A 15,992-nucleotide genomic window follows, 5' to 3' on the forward strand; every position below is an offset into this window, starting at 1 on the left:
CCCGGCCAACGTCCTGCGGCGAGGAGCGCGCCCCGGCCCGGCGCCCCGGGGGCCTCCGTCACCGGTAGCGCGGTCCCGGTCCGGGATGATGTGGCTTCGGCCCGGAGCAACGGCTGAGCGTCGGCCGGCGGCGCCGCAGGTCCGCGGGAGGTGCGGCGCTCGGACTCCGGCCCCAGGCGGCGGGTCCCGGCCGGCACCGGGCCCTGCCAGGGGCCGCGCGGACCCTGTTACAGCTCTTTGCGGAGGGATGGGCCCTTGGCCGCCGTTTTGGGGGGCTTGACCTTGATTTCCACGCCGCCCCAGAAGGCGAAGCCCGTGATGACGACCCGTGGGGCGCCCGGTACGGACGGACCCGGGCTGTGGCGCTGGTCGAAGGCGCCCATGAAGCCGAAGCCCCGTACGTCGAGCTCCACCCCCGGCGGCACCGTGATCTCGATGCCGCCCATGATCGCGACGCAGTTGATCACCACCTCGCGCTGCGCGAAGTCCGCCTCGCGCAGGTCCAGCTCGCCGCCGCCCCAGAACGCCACCGCGTCGAAGCGCGCGGGCACCGTCCACCGGCCCTTGCGCTGGAACCCCGACATGACCGCGACCGCCAGCGTGGAGGTCCCCGCCCCGCCGATCCGCCCCGGCCACGGCGCGGCCGCCGATCCGGCGGCCGGCACGGGCTGCGCGGCCGGCCCCGCCGGGGCCGGCAGGTCCCGCGTCAGCGGTTCCAGTTCCGCGTACGTCCGGGACTTGTACGCCGCCTCCAGCCGCTCCTCGAATTCCTCCATGTCGAGCCGGCCCTCGGCGACGGCGTCCCGCAGACGCTCCGCCACCCGGTCCCGGTCCGCATCCGACGCCCTCAGCTCCGGCAACGGCTTCTCCGGCCGATCGTCACTCATGCGGACCAGACTAGGCAGAGTTTGCCGGGAGTTGTACGGGGAGGACCTGGGCCCGTCCCTGAGATCGACCCCGGTTTTCCCCTGACCCGGCCACCCAGCCGCCCGGCTGACCGTCGGCCGGCCGCCCGCAGCGTCAGCCGCGGCCCGCGTACATGCGCGCGATCACGTCCTCGATGTCCGGCTCCCGCACCGACAGGTCCACCAGCGGGTACTCCGCCGCCACCGCCGCCACCAGCGGGGCCGCCGACGTCCCCGCCGGGAACGCCAACCACTGCCGCGGCCCCTCCACCTTCACCACCCGCGCACCCGGCACCTCGATCGGCGCGAGCTCCCGCTCGAGGTCCACCACCAACGTCCGCTCGCTCACGCCCGCCGAACCCTCCGGACCCGCCGCGTGCAGACCCTCCAGCACCCCGTCGTACATCAGCCGCCCGTGGTCGATGACCATCACCCGCTCGCACAGCTGCTCGATGTCCTGGAGGTCGTGCGTGGTCAGCAGCACCGTCGTCCCGAGCTCCTCGTTCAACTGCCGCAGGAAGCCCCGTACCTTCGCCTTGCTCACCACGTCGAGCCCGATCGTCGGCTCGTCCAGGTACAGCACCTCCGGATCGTGCAGCAGCGCCGCCGCGATGTCCCCGCGCATCCGCTGCCCGAGCGACAGCTGCCGTACCGGTACGTCGAGCAGCTCGGCCAGGTCCAGCCGGTCCACGCAGCGTTCCAGGTTCTCCGCGAACCGCGCCGCCGGGATCCGGTACATCCGCCGCATCAGCCCGTACGAGTCCTTCAGCGGCAGGTCCCACCACAGCGTGGTGCGCTGCCCGAAGACCACCCCGATCCGGTGCGCGAGGCGCATCCGCTCCCGCGACGGGTCGATTCCCGCGACCCGCAGCCGGCCGCCGCTCGGGGTCAGGATGCCCGTCAGCATCTTGATGGTGGTCGACTTCCCGGCGCCGTTGGGCCCGATGTAGCCGACCATCTCGCCCCGCGCGACCTCGAAGCTGATCCCGTCCACCGCCCGCACCTGGCGTTTCTCCCGGCGCATCAGGCTCACCCGGCGCCGTACGTCGAAGACCTTCTCGACCCCGTCCAGCGAGATCAGCGCATCCGCGTCAGCCACAGCTAGCTCCCCGTGCTTCGGTACGAACGGACTCCCGCGCGCCACGCCAGCGACGCGGGCAGGAACACCACGAAGGCCACCAGCGGGCTCAGGTACGCGACCCACCCGGGCAGTCCCAGCGGATCGGGCCGCCCCAGCACGTGCAGCGCGGGCAGCCAGTTGACGAAGGCGAGCGGCACGATGAAGGTGACCCCGCGCAGCAGGTCCTTGGCGAAGATGCCGGGCGGGTACTGGAGCATCGTGCAGCCGCCGTAGGTGAAGGAGTTCTGCACCTCGGCCGCGTCCCCGGCGATGAACTGGAAGGCCGCCCCGGTCACCATCACCGCCGCGAAGATCGCCGCCCCGGCCACGATCATCACGGGCACCATCACGGCCTTCCCGGCCGTCCAGTCCACGTCCAGGGACCAGATCGCCCAGCCCAGCACCCCGAGCCCCTGCATGACCCGGCCCAGTCGGCGCAGCGCGAACCGGTCCGCCGCCACCTGCGCGAGCACCGGGACGGGACGCACCAGCATCGTGTCCAGCGAGCCGTCCCGGATCCGGGCGCCGATCCGGTCGGTGTTCCCCATCAGCAGGTCCGCCAGGCCCAGGGAGGCCGAGCAGGACCCGTACAGGAGGGCGACCTCGGGCAGCGTGAAGCCGCCGAGGACGTCCACGTGGGAGAACATGAGGTAGATCGTGACGAAGTCGAGGAGGGTGATCGCGGCGTTGCCGAAGGCGGACAGCGCGAAGGACGCCCGGTACGTCATCGTCGAGCGGATCCACATCGCCACGATCAGGCCGTAGCCGCGCAGCCCCTCCCGGACCTGCCGTACGCGAGCTGACCCGCCGAGCGGGCTCACCCCGGGTCCGGCCCCACGTGCCGACCCTGCCCCCGCCCCCGGTGGCGTCAACTCCCGCCCCGGCGGCGCCTCGACGGTCTCGACGGCCTCACCGGTCCCGGCGCCCACCGCCACGGCCACCGCCTCCTCAGCCTCCGCCTCCGCCTCAGCCACCCTGGACCACCACCTTCCGCGTCGCGGCCGACTGCAGCAGCCGCCCCGCACCCAGCAGTACGAGCGCCCACCCGGCCTGGAACCCCAGCGCCTCGGCCGCGCCCCCGGCCCCCGCGTGCTTGCCCAGCAGGACGTCCATCGGCACCTGGAGCATCGCCGACCACGGCAGCACGCGCACGAACTCGCCGAAGCCGCCCGGGAAGACGGTCAGCGGCAGCAGCATCCCGGAGAAGAAGATCGAGACGACGGTCGCCATCATGTTGATGCCGGACCCGTCCATCAGCCAGAAGGCCAGCAGCCCCAGCAGGTAGCGCACCGCGAAGCTCACCACCAGTCCGAGCACGACCGAGACCAGGAACAGCAGCCAGCGCAGCGGATCGGTGGGCAGCGCCAGCCGGAACGCCAGCGCCCCCGCCGCCAACGGGACCAGCCCGCGCCCCAGCAGCTGGAAGCCCGCCCGGCCCATGTCGGCGGCGAGCCACCACATCTGGAGGTCCGCCGGCCGGTACAGGTCGACGGCGATGTCGCCCGTGCGCACCCGCTCCTGGATCTCCTCCTGGAAGCCGCCCCCGATCAACGCCCCTGCGGCGAGCAGCGACTGGCTCACCCACACGAAGGTGAGGGCCTGCGCCTGGTCGTAGCCGCCGAGCCCGGGGCGCTCGTCCCACAGTGCGATGTAGGTGTACGCCACGATGAAACCAAAGGTGGTGTTGGTGAAGACCCCGGCCGCCGTCGCCGTTCCATACGTGGCGTACCGCCTGAATCCGCCTGCCGCGACCGCCAGGTAGAGACGCACTCTCCGGCGCACCGTATCCCTCCGTTTTCCACGTCGTTCCTACGTCGGCCAAAGCGCGCGAGCTTAGTGCGGAGGGGCGATCCACGCGACCGATTTACGCCCGTCCGGAGCGGAATCACCGGCCATCGGGTAGACACCATGAGGTACAGAAGTGGATATTTCGAACGGCGTCGAGGAGTCCTGGAGATGAGCGACCAGTCACCACCCCCGGGCTGGACCCCTCGCGACCCGGACACCCCGCCCGAAGCACGGCAGCCACGGGCGAACCATCAGCCCCGGCAACAACCGCAGGCCCGGCAACCGCAGGGCCAACCGCAGGCCCCCGCGCAGCCCCAGCCGCAACCCGGCCCGCCCGCACCGGGGAAGAAGCCCCGCCGTGAACGCACCGGCTGGCGCCGCCTCGTCCCCACGTGGCGCATGGTCCTGGGCGCCGTCCTGCTGCTGGCCCTGCTGATCGGCGGCGCCCTCGTGGCCGGCTACCTGCTGGTCGACATCCCGCCGGCCAACGCCGCCGCCACCGCGCAGTCCAACGTCTACCTCTACTCCGACGGCTCGCAGATCGCCCGCGACGGCGAGGTCAACCGCGTCAACGTGCCGCTCTCCCAGATCCCGCGGACCGTGCAGGAAGCCGTACTGGCCGCCGAGGACCGGGACTTCTACTCCGAACGGGCGGTGGACCCCAAGGCGATGCTCCGCGCCGCCTGGAACACCGCGACCGGCAAGGGCACTCAGTCCGGCTCCACCATCACCCAGCAGTACGTCAAGAACTACTACCTGGGTCAGGAACAGACGATCAAACGCAAGGTCAAGGAGTTCTTCATCGCGATCAAACTCGGCCGCGAGAAGTCGAAGGACTACATCCTCGAGGGCTACCTGAACACCAGCTACTTCGGCCGCAACGCCTACGGCATCCAGGCCGCCGCCCAGGCCTACTACGGCAAGGACGTCAGCAACCTCACCACCGCCGAGGGCGCCTACCTCGCCACCCTCCTCAACTCCCCCAGCGCCTTCGACGTGGTCGCCCACCCGCAGAGCCGCCCCCGCGCCCTCGCCCGCTGGAACTACGTACTCGACGGCATGGTCAAGAAGGGCTGGCTGTCCGAGACCGAGCGCGCCACGACGCAGTTCCCCGAGCCCGGCAAGGTCCGCGCGGCCGCGGGCCTGTCCGGCCAGCGCGGCTACCTCGTGGAAGCCATCAAGGACTACATCGTCGAGAACAAGATCCTCGACGACAAGACCCTCGCCGAGGGCGGCTACCGGATCACCTCCACCATCGACAAGCGCCGCCAGAGCGCCTTCGTCGAGGCCGTCGACGACCAGATGACCGGCAAACTCGACCCCGACACGCGCAAGGCGGACCGGCTGGTGCGGGCCGGCGGCGCCTCCATCGACCCGGCCACCGGCAAGGTCGTCGCCATGTACGGCGGCATCGACTACACCAAGCAGTACGTCAACAACGCGACCCGGCACGACTACCAGGTCGCCTCCACCTTCAAACCGTTCGTCTTCGCGTCCGCCGTCGAGAACGGCTCCCGCACCCAGGACGGCCGCCGGATCACCCCCAACACGATCTACAACGGCGACAACAGGCGCCCCGTCGTCGGCGGCCGGATCCGCTTCAACCCCGAGAACGAGGGCCAGGTCTCGTACGGCAACATCACCGTCAACACCGCCACCGACCTCTCCGTCAACGCCGTGTACGCGCAGATGGTGGTCGACGTCGGCACCGGCAAAGTCAAGAAGACCGCCGTCGACCTCGGCATCCCCGAGGACACCCCGAACTTCGTCACCGGCCCCGCCATGGCCCTCGGCACGATGCAGGCCAGCGTCCTGGACATGACCCAGGCCTACGCGACCCTCGCCGACCACGGCCGGCGCACCCCGTACACCTTCCTGGAGAAGATCACCAAGGGCGGCGACACGATCGGCCTGCCCGAGCGCACCCCCACCCAGGCCATCAGCCGCGAGGCCGCCGACACCACCACCTCCATGCTGGTCAGCGTCGTGGACAACGGCACCGGTACGGCCGCCCTCGCCGCCGGCCACCCGGCCGCCGGCAAGACCGGCACCGGCGAACTGGACCGCTCGGCCTGGTTCGCGGCCTACACCCCGAACCTGGTCACGGTCGTCGCGATGATGGGCCAGGACCCGGACACCGGAACCCTGCAGTCGCTCTACGGAGCCCTGGGCGAGCCCCGGATCGGCGGCGGCGGCTACCCGGCCCGGATCTGGGCCGCGTACACGAAGACCGCGCTGGAGGGCACCGACCCCGTCGACTTCGACCTGGAACTCCAGCAGGGCGCGGCGCGGCCCCCGCCGCCGCTCCCGGAGTCCAACCCCCCGCAGGACACGCCGGACGACGAACTCACGCCCACGCCACCGCGGCGGCCGACCCCGCCGACGGGCGGCCGGGACAACGGCGGCCAGAACCAAGGGGGTCAGGACAACGGGGGCCGGACGCAGGGCGGCCAGACGCAGGGCGGGCAGGACAACGGCGGCCGGAACAACGGGGGCCAGACCCAGGGCGGGCAGAACAACGGGGGTCAGGACAACGGCGGCCAGACCCAGGGCGGCCAGACCCAGGGCGGCCAGACCCAGGGCGGCCAGGACAACGGCGGCACCACCCAGGGCACCCAGGGGACGACGGGCACCCAGGGCGCCGACGGCGGCCCGGCCGACGGCCTGCGCCCGCCGCCCTCGGCGTTCCTGGAATGACGGCCGGCGCGGGCGGTCAGTGCGGCCCGGGCGGTCAGGGTCCGGGCGGTCAGTGTCCGGAGGTCACCTTCAGCCCGACGACGGCGACCAGCAGCAGACCGATGAAGAAGATCCGGGAGGCGGTGACGGGCTCGCCCAGCACCGCCATGCCGAGCACGGCCGCGCCGGCGGCGCCGATGCCCACCCACACCCCGTACGCGGTACCGATGGGCAGGGTCTTCGCGGCGTAGGACAGCAGCACCATGCTGGCGACGATCCCGGCGCCCGTGAACACACTGGGCCAGAGCCGGGTGAAGCCCTCGGTGAATTTCATGCCGATCGACCAGGCCACTTCGATCAGACCGGCGACGACGAGAAGAACCCAGGCCATGACGGCACCTCCGAGACATCGAGCGATACGGGGTGCGTCGTCTTGTCGTACCCGGTACGGCGCGTCTCGTCGGGTCTCCTCCACCGTAGCAAAGGGCAGCGAAAAGGGCCGGTGACGAAGGCCACCGGCCCTTTCTCGGCTCAGCCGGGGAGGGGGTGCACGCTCACAGGTACAGACCGGTGGAGTCCTCCGACCCCTCCAGCCGCTCCGCGGCCACCGCGTGCAGGTCCCGCTCGCGCATCAAGACGTACGTCGCGCCGCGCACCTCGACCTCGGCGCGGTCCTCGGGGTCGTACAGGACCCGGTCCCCGGGCTCGACCGTCCGTACGTTCTGCCCGACCGCGACCACCTCGGCCCAGGCCAGCCGCTTGCCCACCGCGGCCGTCGCCGGAATCAGGATGCCGCCGCCCGAGCGCCGCTCGCCCTCCGGCAGGTCGGACTTCACGAGCACGCGGTCGTGCAGCATGCGGATGGGCAGCTTGTCGTGGGTGGTGTTGTCGCTCACGCCCCGAACCTACCTGTCCGCGACCGCCCCGCGCCGCTCAGGGTCACGCGCGCCTGCGTCGTGCCGACAGGACAACCACACCGACCACACCCGCCGCGAGCAGGGCGACCGGCACGATCCGCTCGGGACGCGGACTGCCGTCCTCATTGCGCAGGGCGTCCCTCAGGTCCGTCACGACACGGTTCACCGCGGCGAAGGCCCGCCCGGCCGTGTGGTCGACGGTCGAGACGACCTTGGCCCGCGCATCCCCGATGATCGTCTTCGGGTGCACGCGCACGCCGATCTCGTCGAGCGTCTCGGCGAGCTGCTCGCGGCGGCGGACGATGTCCGCCTCGATCTGTGCGGGGGTCCTGGCTTCGGGCACCGCGCTGCCTCCGTCGTCGTGGTCCGGTGGGGGGTAGTCCCCGGTGAACAGTCTGTCAGCTTAGTCTCGGGACGTACCGATCCCCTCTTGAGGAGACTGTCCAGATGAGCGAGCGACTTCAGCCGGGCGACACCGCCCCCGCCTTCACCCTGCCCGACGCGGACGGCAACGAGGTCTCGCTCGCCGACCACAAGGGCCGCAAGGTGATCGTCTACTTCTACCCGGCCGCCCTGACCCCGGGCTGCACCAAGCAGGCCTGCGACTTCACGGACAATCTGGACGTCCTGGCGACGGCCGGCTACGACGTCATCGGCGTCTCCCCGGACAAGCCGGAGAAGCTCGCGAAGTTCCGCGAGAAGGAGCACCTGAAGGTCACCCTGGTCGGCGACCCGGAGAAGGAGACCCTGACGGCGTACGGCGCGTACGGCGAGAAGAAGCTGTACGGCAAGACGGTCACCGGGGTCATCCGCTCCACGGTGGTCGTCGACGAGGAGGGCAAGGTCGAGCACGCCTTCTACAACGTCAAGGCCACGGGCCACGTAGCCAAGATCATCAAGGACCTGGGCATCTGACCCACCCCACGCAGCGGCCCGCCCCCACCCGGCGCGGGCCGCTCCGCTTGTCGGACGAAACCAGCCGTGACCGTCCGCCACCCGCACCCGTTACTCCGTACGAGCGCCGCACGCGCGGTCGAAAACGGAGGGGCGACGATGCCGGTAAGCCCGTACACGAGAGAACGCCTCACAGAGGCGGCGAGCGCGTCGCGCACGCTGACGGAGGCGCTGGAGCGGCTGGGGGTCGATCCGAAGAGCAGTTCGCGTGACTACATACGCAGGCGCATGAACCGGCTCGGAGTGGACGTCTCCCACTTCGAGCGGGACGGAAACCGCTGGACACGCGCGGTCCTGGAGGAGGCGGTCAGCGCCGCCGGCAACATGTACGAGGTGCTGCGACGCCTGGGGCTCGACGCGGTGGGAGGGCACCACACCCACATCAGCCGCCGGGTCCGAGCGCTGGGCATCGACACATCACATTTCACCGGCCCGTCCCGTACGGACCGGATGCGGGACAACCATCGACGGCGTACAGCCGACGAGGTCCTCCGTGAGAACCGCACTCCGCACGCCGGGCGCACTCCGAACACGATGCTCCGGCGCTCTCTGCTCGACCTCGGCATCGAGGAACGTTGCGCCGATTGCGGCATCTCCGCAGTCTGGATGGGTGAACACCTCCCCTTGGAGGTCGACCACATCAACGGCGACTGGCGCGACAACCGTCGGGAAAACCTGCGGCTGCTGTGCCCCAACTGCCACTCCACGACCGACTCGTACCGAGGTCGGGGCAAGGGGCGGGTATGAAAAGCCAACGCCACGATCGGCCCTCACGAGAAGAACTGGCGCAGGCGATCACCAAGTCGGCCAGTATCGCCGGAACCCTCCGGGTGCTGGGATTCCCCGACCACGGCGGACAGCGTGCCCACTTGCGCAGGTGGATCGCAGAGGAGGGACACAATACGTCGCACTTCCTCGGCCAAGGGCATCAACGCGGCAAGGCCGGGACCAGACCGCTCAAGGCCGCAGAGGACATCCTCGTCACCCGAAGCGGAAGACAGCGAACAGGCACCGCGCTCCTACGTCGAGCCCTTCGAGACATCGGCACCCCGGACTGCTGCGCACGGTGCGGCACACCTCCCGAGTGGCGGGGGCGTCCCATGACCCTGGAGGTCGACCACATCAACGGTGACCGCAGCGACGACCGTCGGGAAAACCTGCGGCTGCTGTGCCCCAACTGCCATGCCATCACCAGCACCTGGTGTCGAGGAGGCAGCCGCCCCTCGACATAACCGATCTTCATCAACCGACCCAGCCGCCTGCCGCTATCATGGCAGGCGGCTAGCGGCGGTGGCGCAACGGCGACGCAGCAGACTTAGGATCTGTGGCCCGTGAAACGGCTTGAGGGTTCGAATCCCTTCCGCCGCACATAAACGGCCTGCGAATCAAAGGATTGATTCGCAGGCCGTTCTGGTGCCCGGACTCAGCCCAGGAGGGCGCGGACGAAGGGGATCAGGGCGCGGAAGGCCTGGCCGCGGTGGGAGATGGCGTTCTTCTCGGCCGGGGTGAGTTCGGCGCAGGTGCGGGATTCGCCCAGGGGCTGGAGGATCGGGTCGTAGCCGAAGCCGCCCGTGCCGGAGGGGGCGCGGCGCAGGGTGCCCAGGAGGCGGCCCTCGACCACGCGTTCCGTGCCGTCGGGCAGGGCGAGCGCGGCCGCGCAGAAGAAGTGGGCGCCGCGGTGCTCGTCGGCGATGTCGCCGAGCTGGGCCAGCAGCAGGTCCAGATTGGCCTTGTCGTCGCCGTGCGTGCCGGCCCAGCGGGCGGAGAAGATGCCGGGGGCGCCGCCCAGGACGTCCACGCAGAGGCCGGAGTCGTCGGCGACGGCCGGGAGCCCGGTGGCCTGCGCGAGGGCGTGGGCCTTCAGGAGGGCGTTCTCGGCGAAGGTGACGCCGGTCTCCTTGACGTCCGGGATCTCCGGGTACGCGTCCGCGCCGACCAGCTCGTGCGGCAGGCCGGCTGCGGACAGGATGGCATGGAGTTCGGAGACTTTGCCCGCGTTGCGGGTAGCCAGGATCAGGCGGCTGGGCGTCGAGGTCATGCGCCCATTATCCCGGGGTGCAGACCTTGGAGATCTCGCCGGCCGCGTCGGCGACGGGCTGGATGTCCGGGACGGTGTTGCCGCTCTCGATGGAGGCGCGGACGTTCTTGACCGCCGTGTTCATCGAGGTGATGGCCTTGCCCAGGTCGGCGTTGTCGGTCTGGTCGCCGATCTTCTTGAGGTTCGCCTCGATCTGGTTGAGCGCGTTCTGGGCGTCCTGGGGGCTGTTGCCCGCCTGGGAGACCGCCTGCTGGAGGTCGTTCGCGCCGTCGGTGATGGCCACCGCCGTGTTCGCGCAGTCCATCGCCGTGGAGATCGCGTCGCAGGCGGACAGGGCCGGGACGGTCAGTACGGCGGCCACGGCTATGGCCGCGATGCGGAGCTTCATGCGGTTCTCCCCCGGGAGCAGGATTTCGGATGCGTGGACGGGCGCACGGCTGTGACACCGTGCGCCCGTGTTGTGCTAGACGCCGGGCCGGGCCCGGCGGTTGCCGCCCAGGGAGCGGACGCCCGCCTACAGTTCGAGCGCGCCCAGCTGGATGGCTTCCAGGTCCGCGCAGCCGCCGGCGGCGAGGTCGAGGAGGGCGTTGAGTTCCTTGCGGTCGAAGGGCTCGCCCTCGGCGGTGCCCTGGACCTCGACGAAGCGGCCGTCGCCGGTGCAGACCACGTTCATGTCGGTCTCGGCGCGCACGTCCTCCTCGTAGCAGAGGTCGAGGAGCGGGACGCCGTCGACGATGCCGACGCTGACGGCGGCGACGGTGCCGGTCAGGGGCTTGCGGCCGGCCTTGATGAGCTTCTTCTTCTGGCCCCATGCGACGGCGTCGGCGAGGGCGACGTAGGCGCCGGTGATGGCGGCGGTGCGGGTGCCGCCGTCGGCCTGGAGGACGTCGCAGTCCAGGACGATGGTGTTCTCGCCGAGGGCCTTGTAGTCGATGACGGCGCGCAGCGAGCGGCCGATGAGGCGGGAGATCTCGTGGGTGCGGCCGCCGATCTTGCCGCGGACGGATTCGCGGTCGCCGCGGGTGTTGGTGGAGCGGGGCAGCATCGAGTACTCGGAGGTGACCCAGCCTTCGCCGCTGCCCTTGCGCCAGCGCGGGACTCCTTCGGTGAAGGAGGCGGTGCAGAAGACCTTGGTGTCTCCGAAGGAGATGAGGACGGAGCCCTCGGCGTGCTTGCTCCATCCGCGTTCGATGGTGACCGGGCGGAGCTGTTCGGGCGTGCGGCCGTCGATGCGAGACATGGCTCCGAGCCTAGTCCCTGCGGGGGAACGCGAGGACCCCGTCCGGGTGGTTCCGGGACGGGGTCCGCTGTGTGAGGCGTCCTAGGGGGTGCGGATCACATCATGTCTTCGATGTCGGCGGCGATCGGGTCGGCGTCGGTGCCGATGACGACCTGGATGGCGGTGCCCATCTTCACGACGCCGTGGGCGCCGGCGGCCTTGAGTGCGGCCTCGTCGACGAGGTCGGGGTTGACGACCTCGGTGCGCAGGCGGGTGATGCAGCCCTCGACCTCTTCGATGTTGTCGATGCCGCCGAGCCCGGCGACGATCTTCTCAGCCTTGGTGGCCATGTGTTTCTCCCTGAGTTCTACGAAGAACGACCTGCACGATCCGCTTTGTCACGGTAACGCACGGTTGGCCCATCTACACGAGCGCATGACCACTGCCTGCCGAATGATGACGATCAGCACCAACCTGCCCACAACTGGTCTACACCAGTGTGCCGCAAGTGGTGCGGCAGCCAAAAACGGGCCGGTCAGGGAGGACTCCGATGAGCGCGAGCATCTCCGAAGCAGCACCACGCCCGTCGTGGCGGAACAACCTGTTCCAGGGGCTGCAGAAGATGGGGCGGAGCCTTCAGCTCCCGATCGCCGTACTGCCCGCGGCGGGCATCCTGTTGCGGCTGGGTCAACCGGACGTCTTCGGCAAGGACGGCCTGCAGTGGACGGACGTCGCCAGCGTGATGGCGGGCGCGGGCGGCGCGCTGCTCGACCCCGACCTCGGCCTGCCCCTCCTCTTCTGCATCGGCGTCGCCATCGGCATGGCGAAGAAGGCGGACGGTTCGACCGCCCTCGCGGCCACGGCGGGCTTCCTCGTCTACCGGGGAGTGCTGCACCAGTTCCCGAACGAGTGCCCGGAGGGGAGCCGGAACATCGGGGGCGGCTGCCTGGGTCAGAACGACACCTTCGTCGCGTTCACCTACCAGAACCCGGGCGTCTTCGGCGGCATCGTCATGGGGCTGCTGGCCGCCTGGCTCTGGCAGCGCTACCACCGGGTGAAGCTGGTGGACTGGCTCGGGTTCTTCAACGGCCGGCGGCTGGTCCCGATCATCACGTCCTTCGCCGCCATCGCCTTCGCCGCGGTCTGCCTGTGGATCTGGCCGCCGGTCGGCGCCGGGCTGGAGAGCTTCTCCGACTGGCTGCGCGGTCTGGGCTCGTGGGGCGGAGGCATCTTCGGCGTCGCGAACCGTGCGCTGCTGGTGATCGGCCTGCACCAGTTCCTGAACGTGCCGATGTGGTTCCAGTTCGGGTCGTACACGGCGCCGGACGGGAAGACGTACCACGGCGACATCAACATGTTCCTGCACGGCGACCCGAACGCGGGCCTGTTCCTCACCGGCTTCTTCCCGATCATGATGTTCGCGCTGCCGGCCGCGGCGCTGGCGATCACACACTGCGCGAAGCCGCAGCGGCGCAAGGAGGTCGGCGGCCTGATGCTGTCGGTGGCCTTGACCTCGTTCGTCACCGGGATCACGGAGCCGTTGGAGTACTCCTTCCTCTTCGTCGCACCCGCCCTGTACGCGGTGCACGCGGTGCTGACGGGTGTCTCCATGGCGGTGAGCTGGGCGCTGGGCGTCCACGACGGCTTCAGCTTCTCGGCGGGCCTGATCGACTACGTCATCAACTGGAAGCTGGCGACGAAGCCCTGGCTGATCATTCCGATCGGCCTGTGCTTCGCGCTCGTCTACTACGTCGTCTTCCGCTTCGCGATCACGAAGTTCGACCTGGCGACGCCCGGCCGGGAATCGGACGAGGAGATCGCGGCGATGCAGTCGGAGACCACCAAGGCCTGAGCCTCCCAGCAGGGTGCGAACCGGTCCGTCAAGGGCCCTCGGATCACGATCCGGGGGCCCTTCGGCATACCCCGGGAGGTGTGATCCAGGCCACAGGAAATCGAAGGTTCCTTATCTAACCCTCACCGTGTTACAACTGGTCTACACCACAATTGGTGTAGACCACGAGGCGCGTTCGAGCCCCCGTGTATCCCCCCTTTCGAAGACGCCGCCGTCCCCGTTTCCCCTGGCGGCGCCTTGCCCACTGGAGGACCTTGTGACCACGGCTGCCGCTCCCGCGGCCGAGAAGAAGAAGGGCGCTGGCGTGATGGCCGTCATGCAGCGCATCGGCCGGAGCCTCATGCTCCCCGTGGCCGTGCTGCCTGCCGCCGCACTCCTGGTTCGCCTCGGCGACAAGGACATGCTGGGCTCGGCGTCGATGCCGGAGTTCGTCAACAAGATTGCCGGCTACATGGCCGCCGGTGGTGGCGCGATCCTCGACAACATGGCGCTGCTGTTCGCCGTCGGCATCGCGATCGGCTTCGCCAAGAAGTCGGACGGTTCCACCGCGCTCGCCGCCGTCACCGGCTACCTGGTCTTCAAGAGCGTCCTCGCCACGTTCACCGACTCCAACCTGCCCAAGATAGCCAAGGCCGTCGACGGCAAGGTCGTCATGGTCGACGCGCCCGTGGACGCCAAGGTCCTCGGCGGTGTCGTCATGGGCATCGTGGTCGCCCTGCTCTACCAGAAGTTCTACCGGACCAAGCTGCCCGAGTGGGCGGGCTTCTTCGGCGGCCGCCGCCTGGTCCCGATCCTCTCGGCCTTCGCCGGCCTGGTGATCGGCATCGTGTTCGGTCTGATCTGGCCGGTGCTCGGCACCGGTCTGCACAGCCTGGGTGAGTGGCTGGTCGGCTCCGGCGCGGTCGGCGCGGGCATCTTCGGTGTCGCCAACCGCGGTCTGATCCCCGTCGGCATGCACCACCTGCTCAACTCCTTCCCGTGGTTCCAGGCCGGCGAGTACCAGGGCAAGAGCGGCGACATCTCCCGCTTCCTCGCCGGTGACCCGACCGCCGGACAGTTCATGACCGGCTTCTTCCCGATCATGATGTTCGCCCTCCCGGCGGCCTGCCTCGCGATCGTGCACTGCGCCCGCCCCGAGCGCCGCAAGGTCGTCGGCGGCATGATGTTCTCCCTCGCGCTGACCTCCTTCGTCACCGGTGTGACCGAGCCGATCGAGTTCACCTTCATGTTCATCGCCCCGGTGCTGTACGCGGTCCACGCGGTGCTGACCGGTGTGTCCATGGCCCTGACCTGGTCCCTCGGCATGAAGGACGGGTTCGGCTTCTCCGCCGGTGCCATCGACTACCTGCTGAACCTCGGCAAGGCGACGAACCCGTTGGGCCTGGCGCTGGTCGGCCTCTGCTTCGCGGTGGTCTACTACGTCGTCTTCCGCTTCGCGATCGTCAAGTGGAACCTCCCGACGCCGGGCCGCGAGTCCGACGAGGAGCTGGCCGAGCTGCTGAAGGCGGAGGCCAAGTAGGCCCGCTCGCCCACACGTCGAAGCCCCCGCTCTCCCGGAAGGGAGGGCGGGGGCTTGCGCGTGTTCCGGCCCGCATGACCGGTCGGATCCGTCAGATCTCGTAGACCGCGCCCGCGTACGCCAGGTCGACCCGGCCGTCGTAGACCGCGCGGGCGTCGGCGAGGTTCTGCGCCGCGTCCGTCCACGGCGGGATGTGCGTGAGGACGAGCCGGCCGACGCCACCGCCGCGCGCGTACTCACCGGCCTCGCGGCCGTTGAGGTGGAGGTCGGGGATGTCCTCCTTGCCGTGGGTGAAGGAGGCCTCGCAGAGGAAGAGGTCGGTGCCGTCGGCGAGCAGCGCCAGCTCGGGGCAGGCGCCGGTGTCCCCGGAGTACGTGAGCGAGCGGCCGCCGTGCTCGATGCGGATGCCGTAGGACTCGACGGGGTGGGCGACGCGCTCGGTGCGGATCTGGAAGGGTCCGATCTCGAAGCTTCCGGACTTCAGGGTGCGGAAGTCGAAGACCTCGCTCATCGAGCGCTCGTCGGGGACGTCGTCGTAGGCGGTGGTCAGGCGGCGCTCGGTGCCCTCGGGTCCGTAGACGGGGATGGTGCCGCAGCGGCCGCCCTCGTGCCGGTAGAAACGGGCGACGAAGTACGCGCACATGTCGATGCAGTGGTCGGCGTGCAGGTGGCTCAGGAAGATCGCGTCGAGGTCGTAGAGACCGCAGTGGCGCTGGAGGTCCCCGAGGGCGCCGTTGCCCATGTCGAGGAGCAGCCGGAAGCCGTCGGCCTCGACGAGGTAGCTCGAACAGGCCGATTCCGCGGACGGGAACGACCCCGAACAGCCGACGACGGTGAGCTTCATGGAGCGTGAACCTCCGTGGACGGTCCGTGGACGGAATGCGGGCCGTGCGTGCGTCGAGCGTAAGGCGCGAAACGTCCGGTCGCTCCTCCGCGGCGGGCCGTTGTGGGGGAAGTCACCGCCTGCACCACTCATACCCAGTAATGGCAAGCGGTCAGGTGTA

Annotated in this window: 18 protein-coding genes, 1 tRNA gene and 1 riboswitch; of the genes, 7 read left to right on the forward strand and 12 right to left on the reverse strand. The window is 70.0% G+C overall.

The features are described 5' to 3' along the window. Positions 1-227 precede the first annotated feature (227 nt). The 4 genes from ACZ6JT_RS17000 to ACZ6JT_RS17015 form a co-directional block, all read right to left on the reverse strand. Entirely contained in the window at positions 228-887 is a 660-nt protein-coding gene (locus ACZ6JT_RS17000) for a DUF1707 SHOCT-like domain-containing protein (protein ID WP_469210566.1), read from the reverse strand. 133 nt (positions 888-1,020) lie between these two features. After that, positions 1,021-2,004, reverse strand: coding sequence for an ABC transporter ATP-binding protein (locus ACZ6JT_RS17005; RefSeq protein WP_469210568.1), 984 nt, complete (start codon positions 2,002-2,004; stop codon positions 1,021-1,023). 2 nt (positions 2,005-2,006) lie between these two features. Continuing rightward, the gene (locus tag ACZ6JT_RS17010; RefSeq protein ID WP_469210734.1) at positions 2,007-2,846 is read right to left on the reverse strand and encodes an ABC transporter permease; all 840 of its coding nucleotides are present in this window, start codon (positions 2,844-2,846) and stop codon (positions 2,007-2,009) included. Between the two features lie 145 nt (positions 2,847-2,991). After that, entirely contained in the window at positions 2,992-3,795 is an 804-nt protein-coding gene (locus ACZ6JT_RS17015) for an ABC transporter permease (protein WP_362814255.1), read from the reverse strand. Between the two features lie 186 nt (positions 3,796-3,981). Here ACZ6JT_RS17015 and ACZ6JT_RS17020 point away from each other — a divergent pair, with 186 nt between their 5' ends. After that, positions 3,982-6,510, forward strand: coding sequence for a transglycosylase domain-containing protein (locus ACZ6JT_RS17020; protein WP_469210570.1), 2,529 nt, complete (start codon positions 3,982-3,984; stop codon positions 6,508-6,510). Positions 6,511-6,559: 49 nt separating this feature from the next. On the opposite strand, the gene ACZ6JT_RS17025 is transcribed toward ACZ6JT_RS17020, so the two are convergent. The 3 genes from ACZ6JT_RS17025 to ACZ6JT_RS17035 all read right to left on the reverse strand — a co-directional run bounded on the left by ACZ6JT_RS17025 (position 6,560) and on the right by ACZ6JT_RS17035 (position 7,749). Continuing rightward, positions 6,560-6,880 carry a DMT family transporter gene (locus ACZ6JT_RS17025; RefSeq protein ID WP_469210571.1) on the reverse strand — a complete coding sequence of 107 codons (321 nt, stop codon included), beginning with the start codon at positions 6,878-6,880 and terminating at the stop codon, positions 6,560-6,562. A 31-nt stretch (positions 6,881-6,911) separates the two neighbouring features. Next, positions 6,912-6,980: riboswitch (guanidine-III (ykkC-III) riboswitch) on the reverse strand. Between the two features lie 63 nt (positions 6,981-7,043). Next, positions 7,044-7,385 carry a GroES family chaperonin gene (locus ACZ6JT_RS17030; protein ID WP_031152325.1) on the reverse strand — a complete coding sequence of 114 codons (342 nt, stop codon included), beginning with the start codon at positions 7,383-7,385 and terminating at the stop codon, positions 7,044-7,046. 43 nt (positions 7,386-7,428) lie between these two features. Beyond that, positions 7,429-7,749: a DUF3618 domain-containing protein gene (locus tag ACZ6JT_RS17035; RefSeq protein ID WP_469210572.1), complete on the reverse strand. Its 321-nt coding sequence runs from the start codon at positions 7,747-7,749 to the stop codon at positions 7,429-7,431. Positions 7,750-7,853: 104 nt separating this feature from the next. On the opposite strand from ACZ6JT_RS17035, the gene bcp reads away from it, so the two are divergent. The 4 genes from bcp to ACZ6JT_RS17055 all read left to right on the forward strand — a co-directional run bounded on the left by bcp (position 7,854) and on the right by ACZ6JT_RS17055 (position 9,728). Continuing rightward, entirely contained in the window at positions 7,854-8,321 is a 468-nt protein-coding gene (bcp, locus tag ACZ6JT_RS17040; protein ID WP_362814261.1) for a thioredoxin-dependent thiol peroxidase, read from the forward strand. Positions 8,322-8,459: 138 nt separating this feature from the next. Beyond that, positions 8,460-9,107: an HNH endonuclease signature motif containing protein gene (locus ACZ6JT_RS17045; RefSeq protein ID WP_469210573.1), complete on the forward strand. Its 648-nt coding sequence runs from the start codon at positions 8,460-8,462 to the stop codon at positions 9,105-9,107. A gap of 353 nt (positions 9,108-9,460) precedes the next feature. Next, on the forward strand, positions 9,461-9,592 hold the full coding sequence (locus tag ACZ6JT_RS17050; protein WP_469210574.1) for an HNH endonuclease: 132 nt from the start codon (positions 9,461-9,463) through the stop codon (positions 9,590-9,592). Between the two features lie 52 nt (positions 9,593-9,644). Next, positions 9,645-9,728: transfer RNA gene (locus ACZ6JT_RS17055), tRNA-Leu, on the forward strand. A 55-nt stretch (positions 9,729-9,783) separates the two neighbouring features. Here ACZ6JT_RS17055 and rdgB read toward each other — a convergent pair. From rdgB to ACZ6JT_RS17075, 4 genes are all read right to left on the reverse strand, one after another. Further along, positions 9,784-10,398 carry an RdgB/HAM1 family non-canonical purine NTP pyrophosphatase gene (gene rdgB / locus ACZ6JT_RS17060; RefSeq protein WP_469210575.1) on the reverse strand — a complete coding sequence of 205 codons (615 nt, stop codon included), beginning with the start codon at positions 10,396-10,398 and terminating at the stop codon, positions 9,784-9,786. Between the two features lie 7 nt (positions 10,399-10,405). After that, positions 10,406-10,786, reverse strand: a complete 381-nt coding sequence (locus ACZ6JT_RS17065; protein ID WP_030717980.1) for a hypothetical protein — start codon at positions 10,784-10,786, stop codon at positions 10,406-10,408. A 126-nt stretch (positions 10,787-10,912) separates the two neighbouring features. After that, positions 10,913-11,638: a ribonuclease PH gene (gene rph, locus ACZ6JT_RS17070; RefSeq protein WP_030390452.1), complete on the reverse strand. Its 726-nt coding sequence runs from the start codon at positions 11,636-11,638 to the stop codon at positions 10,913-10,915. Between the two features lie 95 nt (positions 11,639-11,733). After that, complete coding sequence (locus ACZ6JT_RS17075; protein WP_030717974.1) at positions 11,734-11,967, reverse strand: PTS sugar transporter subunit IIB; 234 nt, start codon at positions 11,965-11,967, stop codon at positions 11,734-11,736. 200 nt (positions 11,968-12,167) lie between these two features. Between ACZ6JT_RS17075 and ACZ6JT_RS17080 the strand changes: the two genes are divergently transcribed. Both ACZ6JT_RS17080 and ACZ6JT_RS17085 read left to right on the forward strand, forming a co-directional pair. After that, complete coding sequence (locus ACZ6JT_RS17080; protein ID WP_469210578.1) at positions 12,168-13,469, forward strand: PTS transporter subunit EIIC; 1,302 nt, start codon at positions 12,168-12,170, stop codon at positions 13,467-13,469. 307 nt (positions 13,470-13,776) lie between these two features. Then, a complete protein-coding gene (locus ACZ6JT_RS17085; RefSeq protein WP_469210736.1) occupies positions 13,777-14,988 on the forward strand; it encodes a PTS transporter subunit EIIC in 1,212 nt (403 codons plus the stop codon). A 91-nt stretch (positions 14,989-15,079) separates the two neighbouring features. On the opposite strand, the gene ACZ6JT_RS17090 is transcribed toward ACZ6JT_RS17085, so the two are convergent. After that, positions 15,080-15,832 (reverse strand): MBL fold metallo-hydrolase, encoded by a 753-nt coding sequence (locus tag ACZ6JT_RS17090; protein ID WP_469210579.1) that lies wholly within the window; start codon positions 15,830-15,832, stop codon positions 15,080-15,082. Positions 15,833-15,992: the final 160 nt, after the last annotated feature.

The sequence above is a fragment of the Streptomyces sp. NPDC046308 genome (assembly GCF_055588065.1).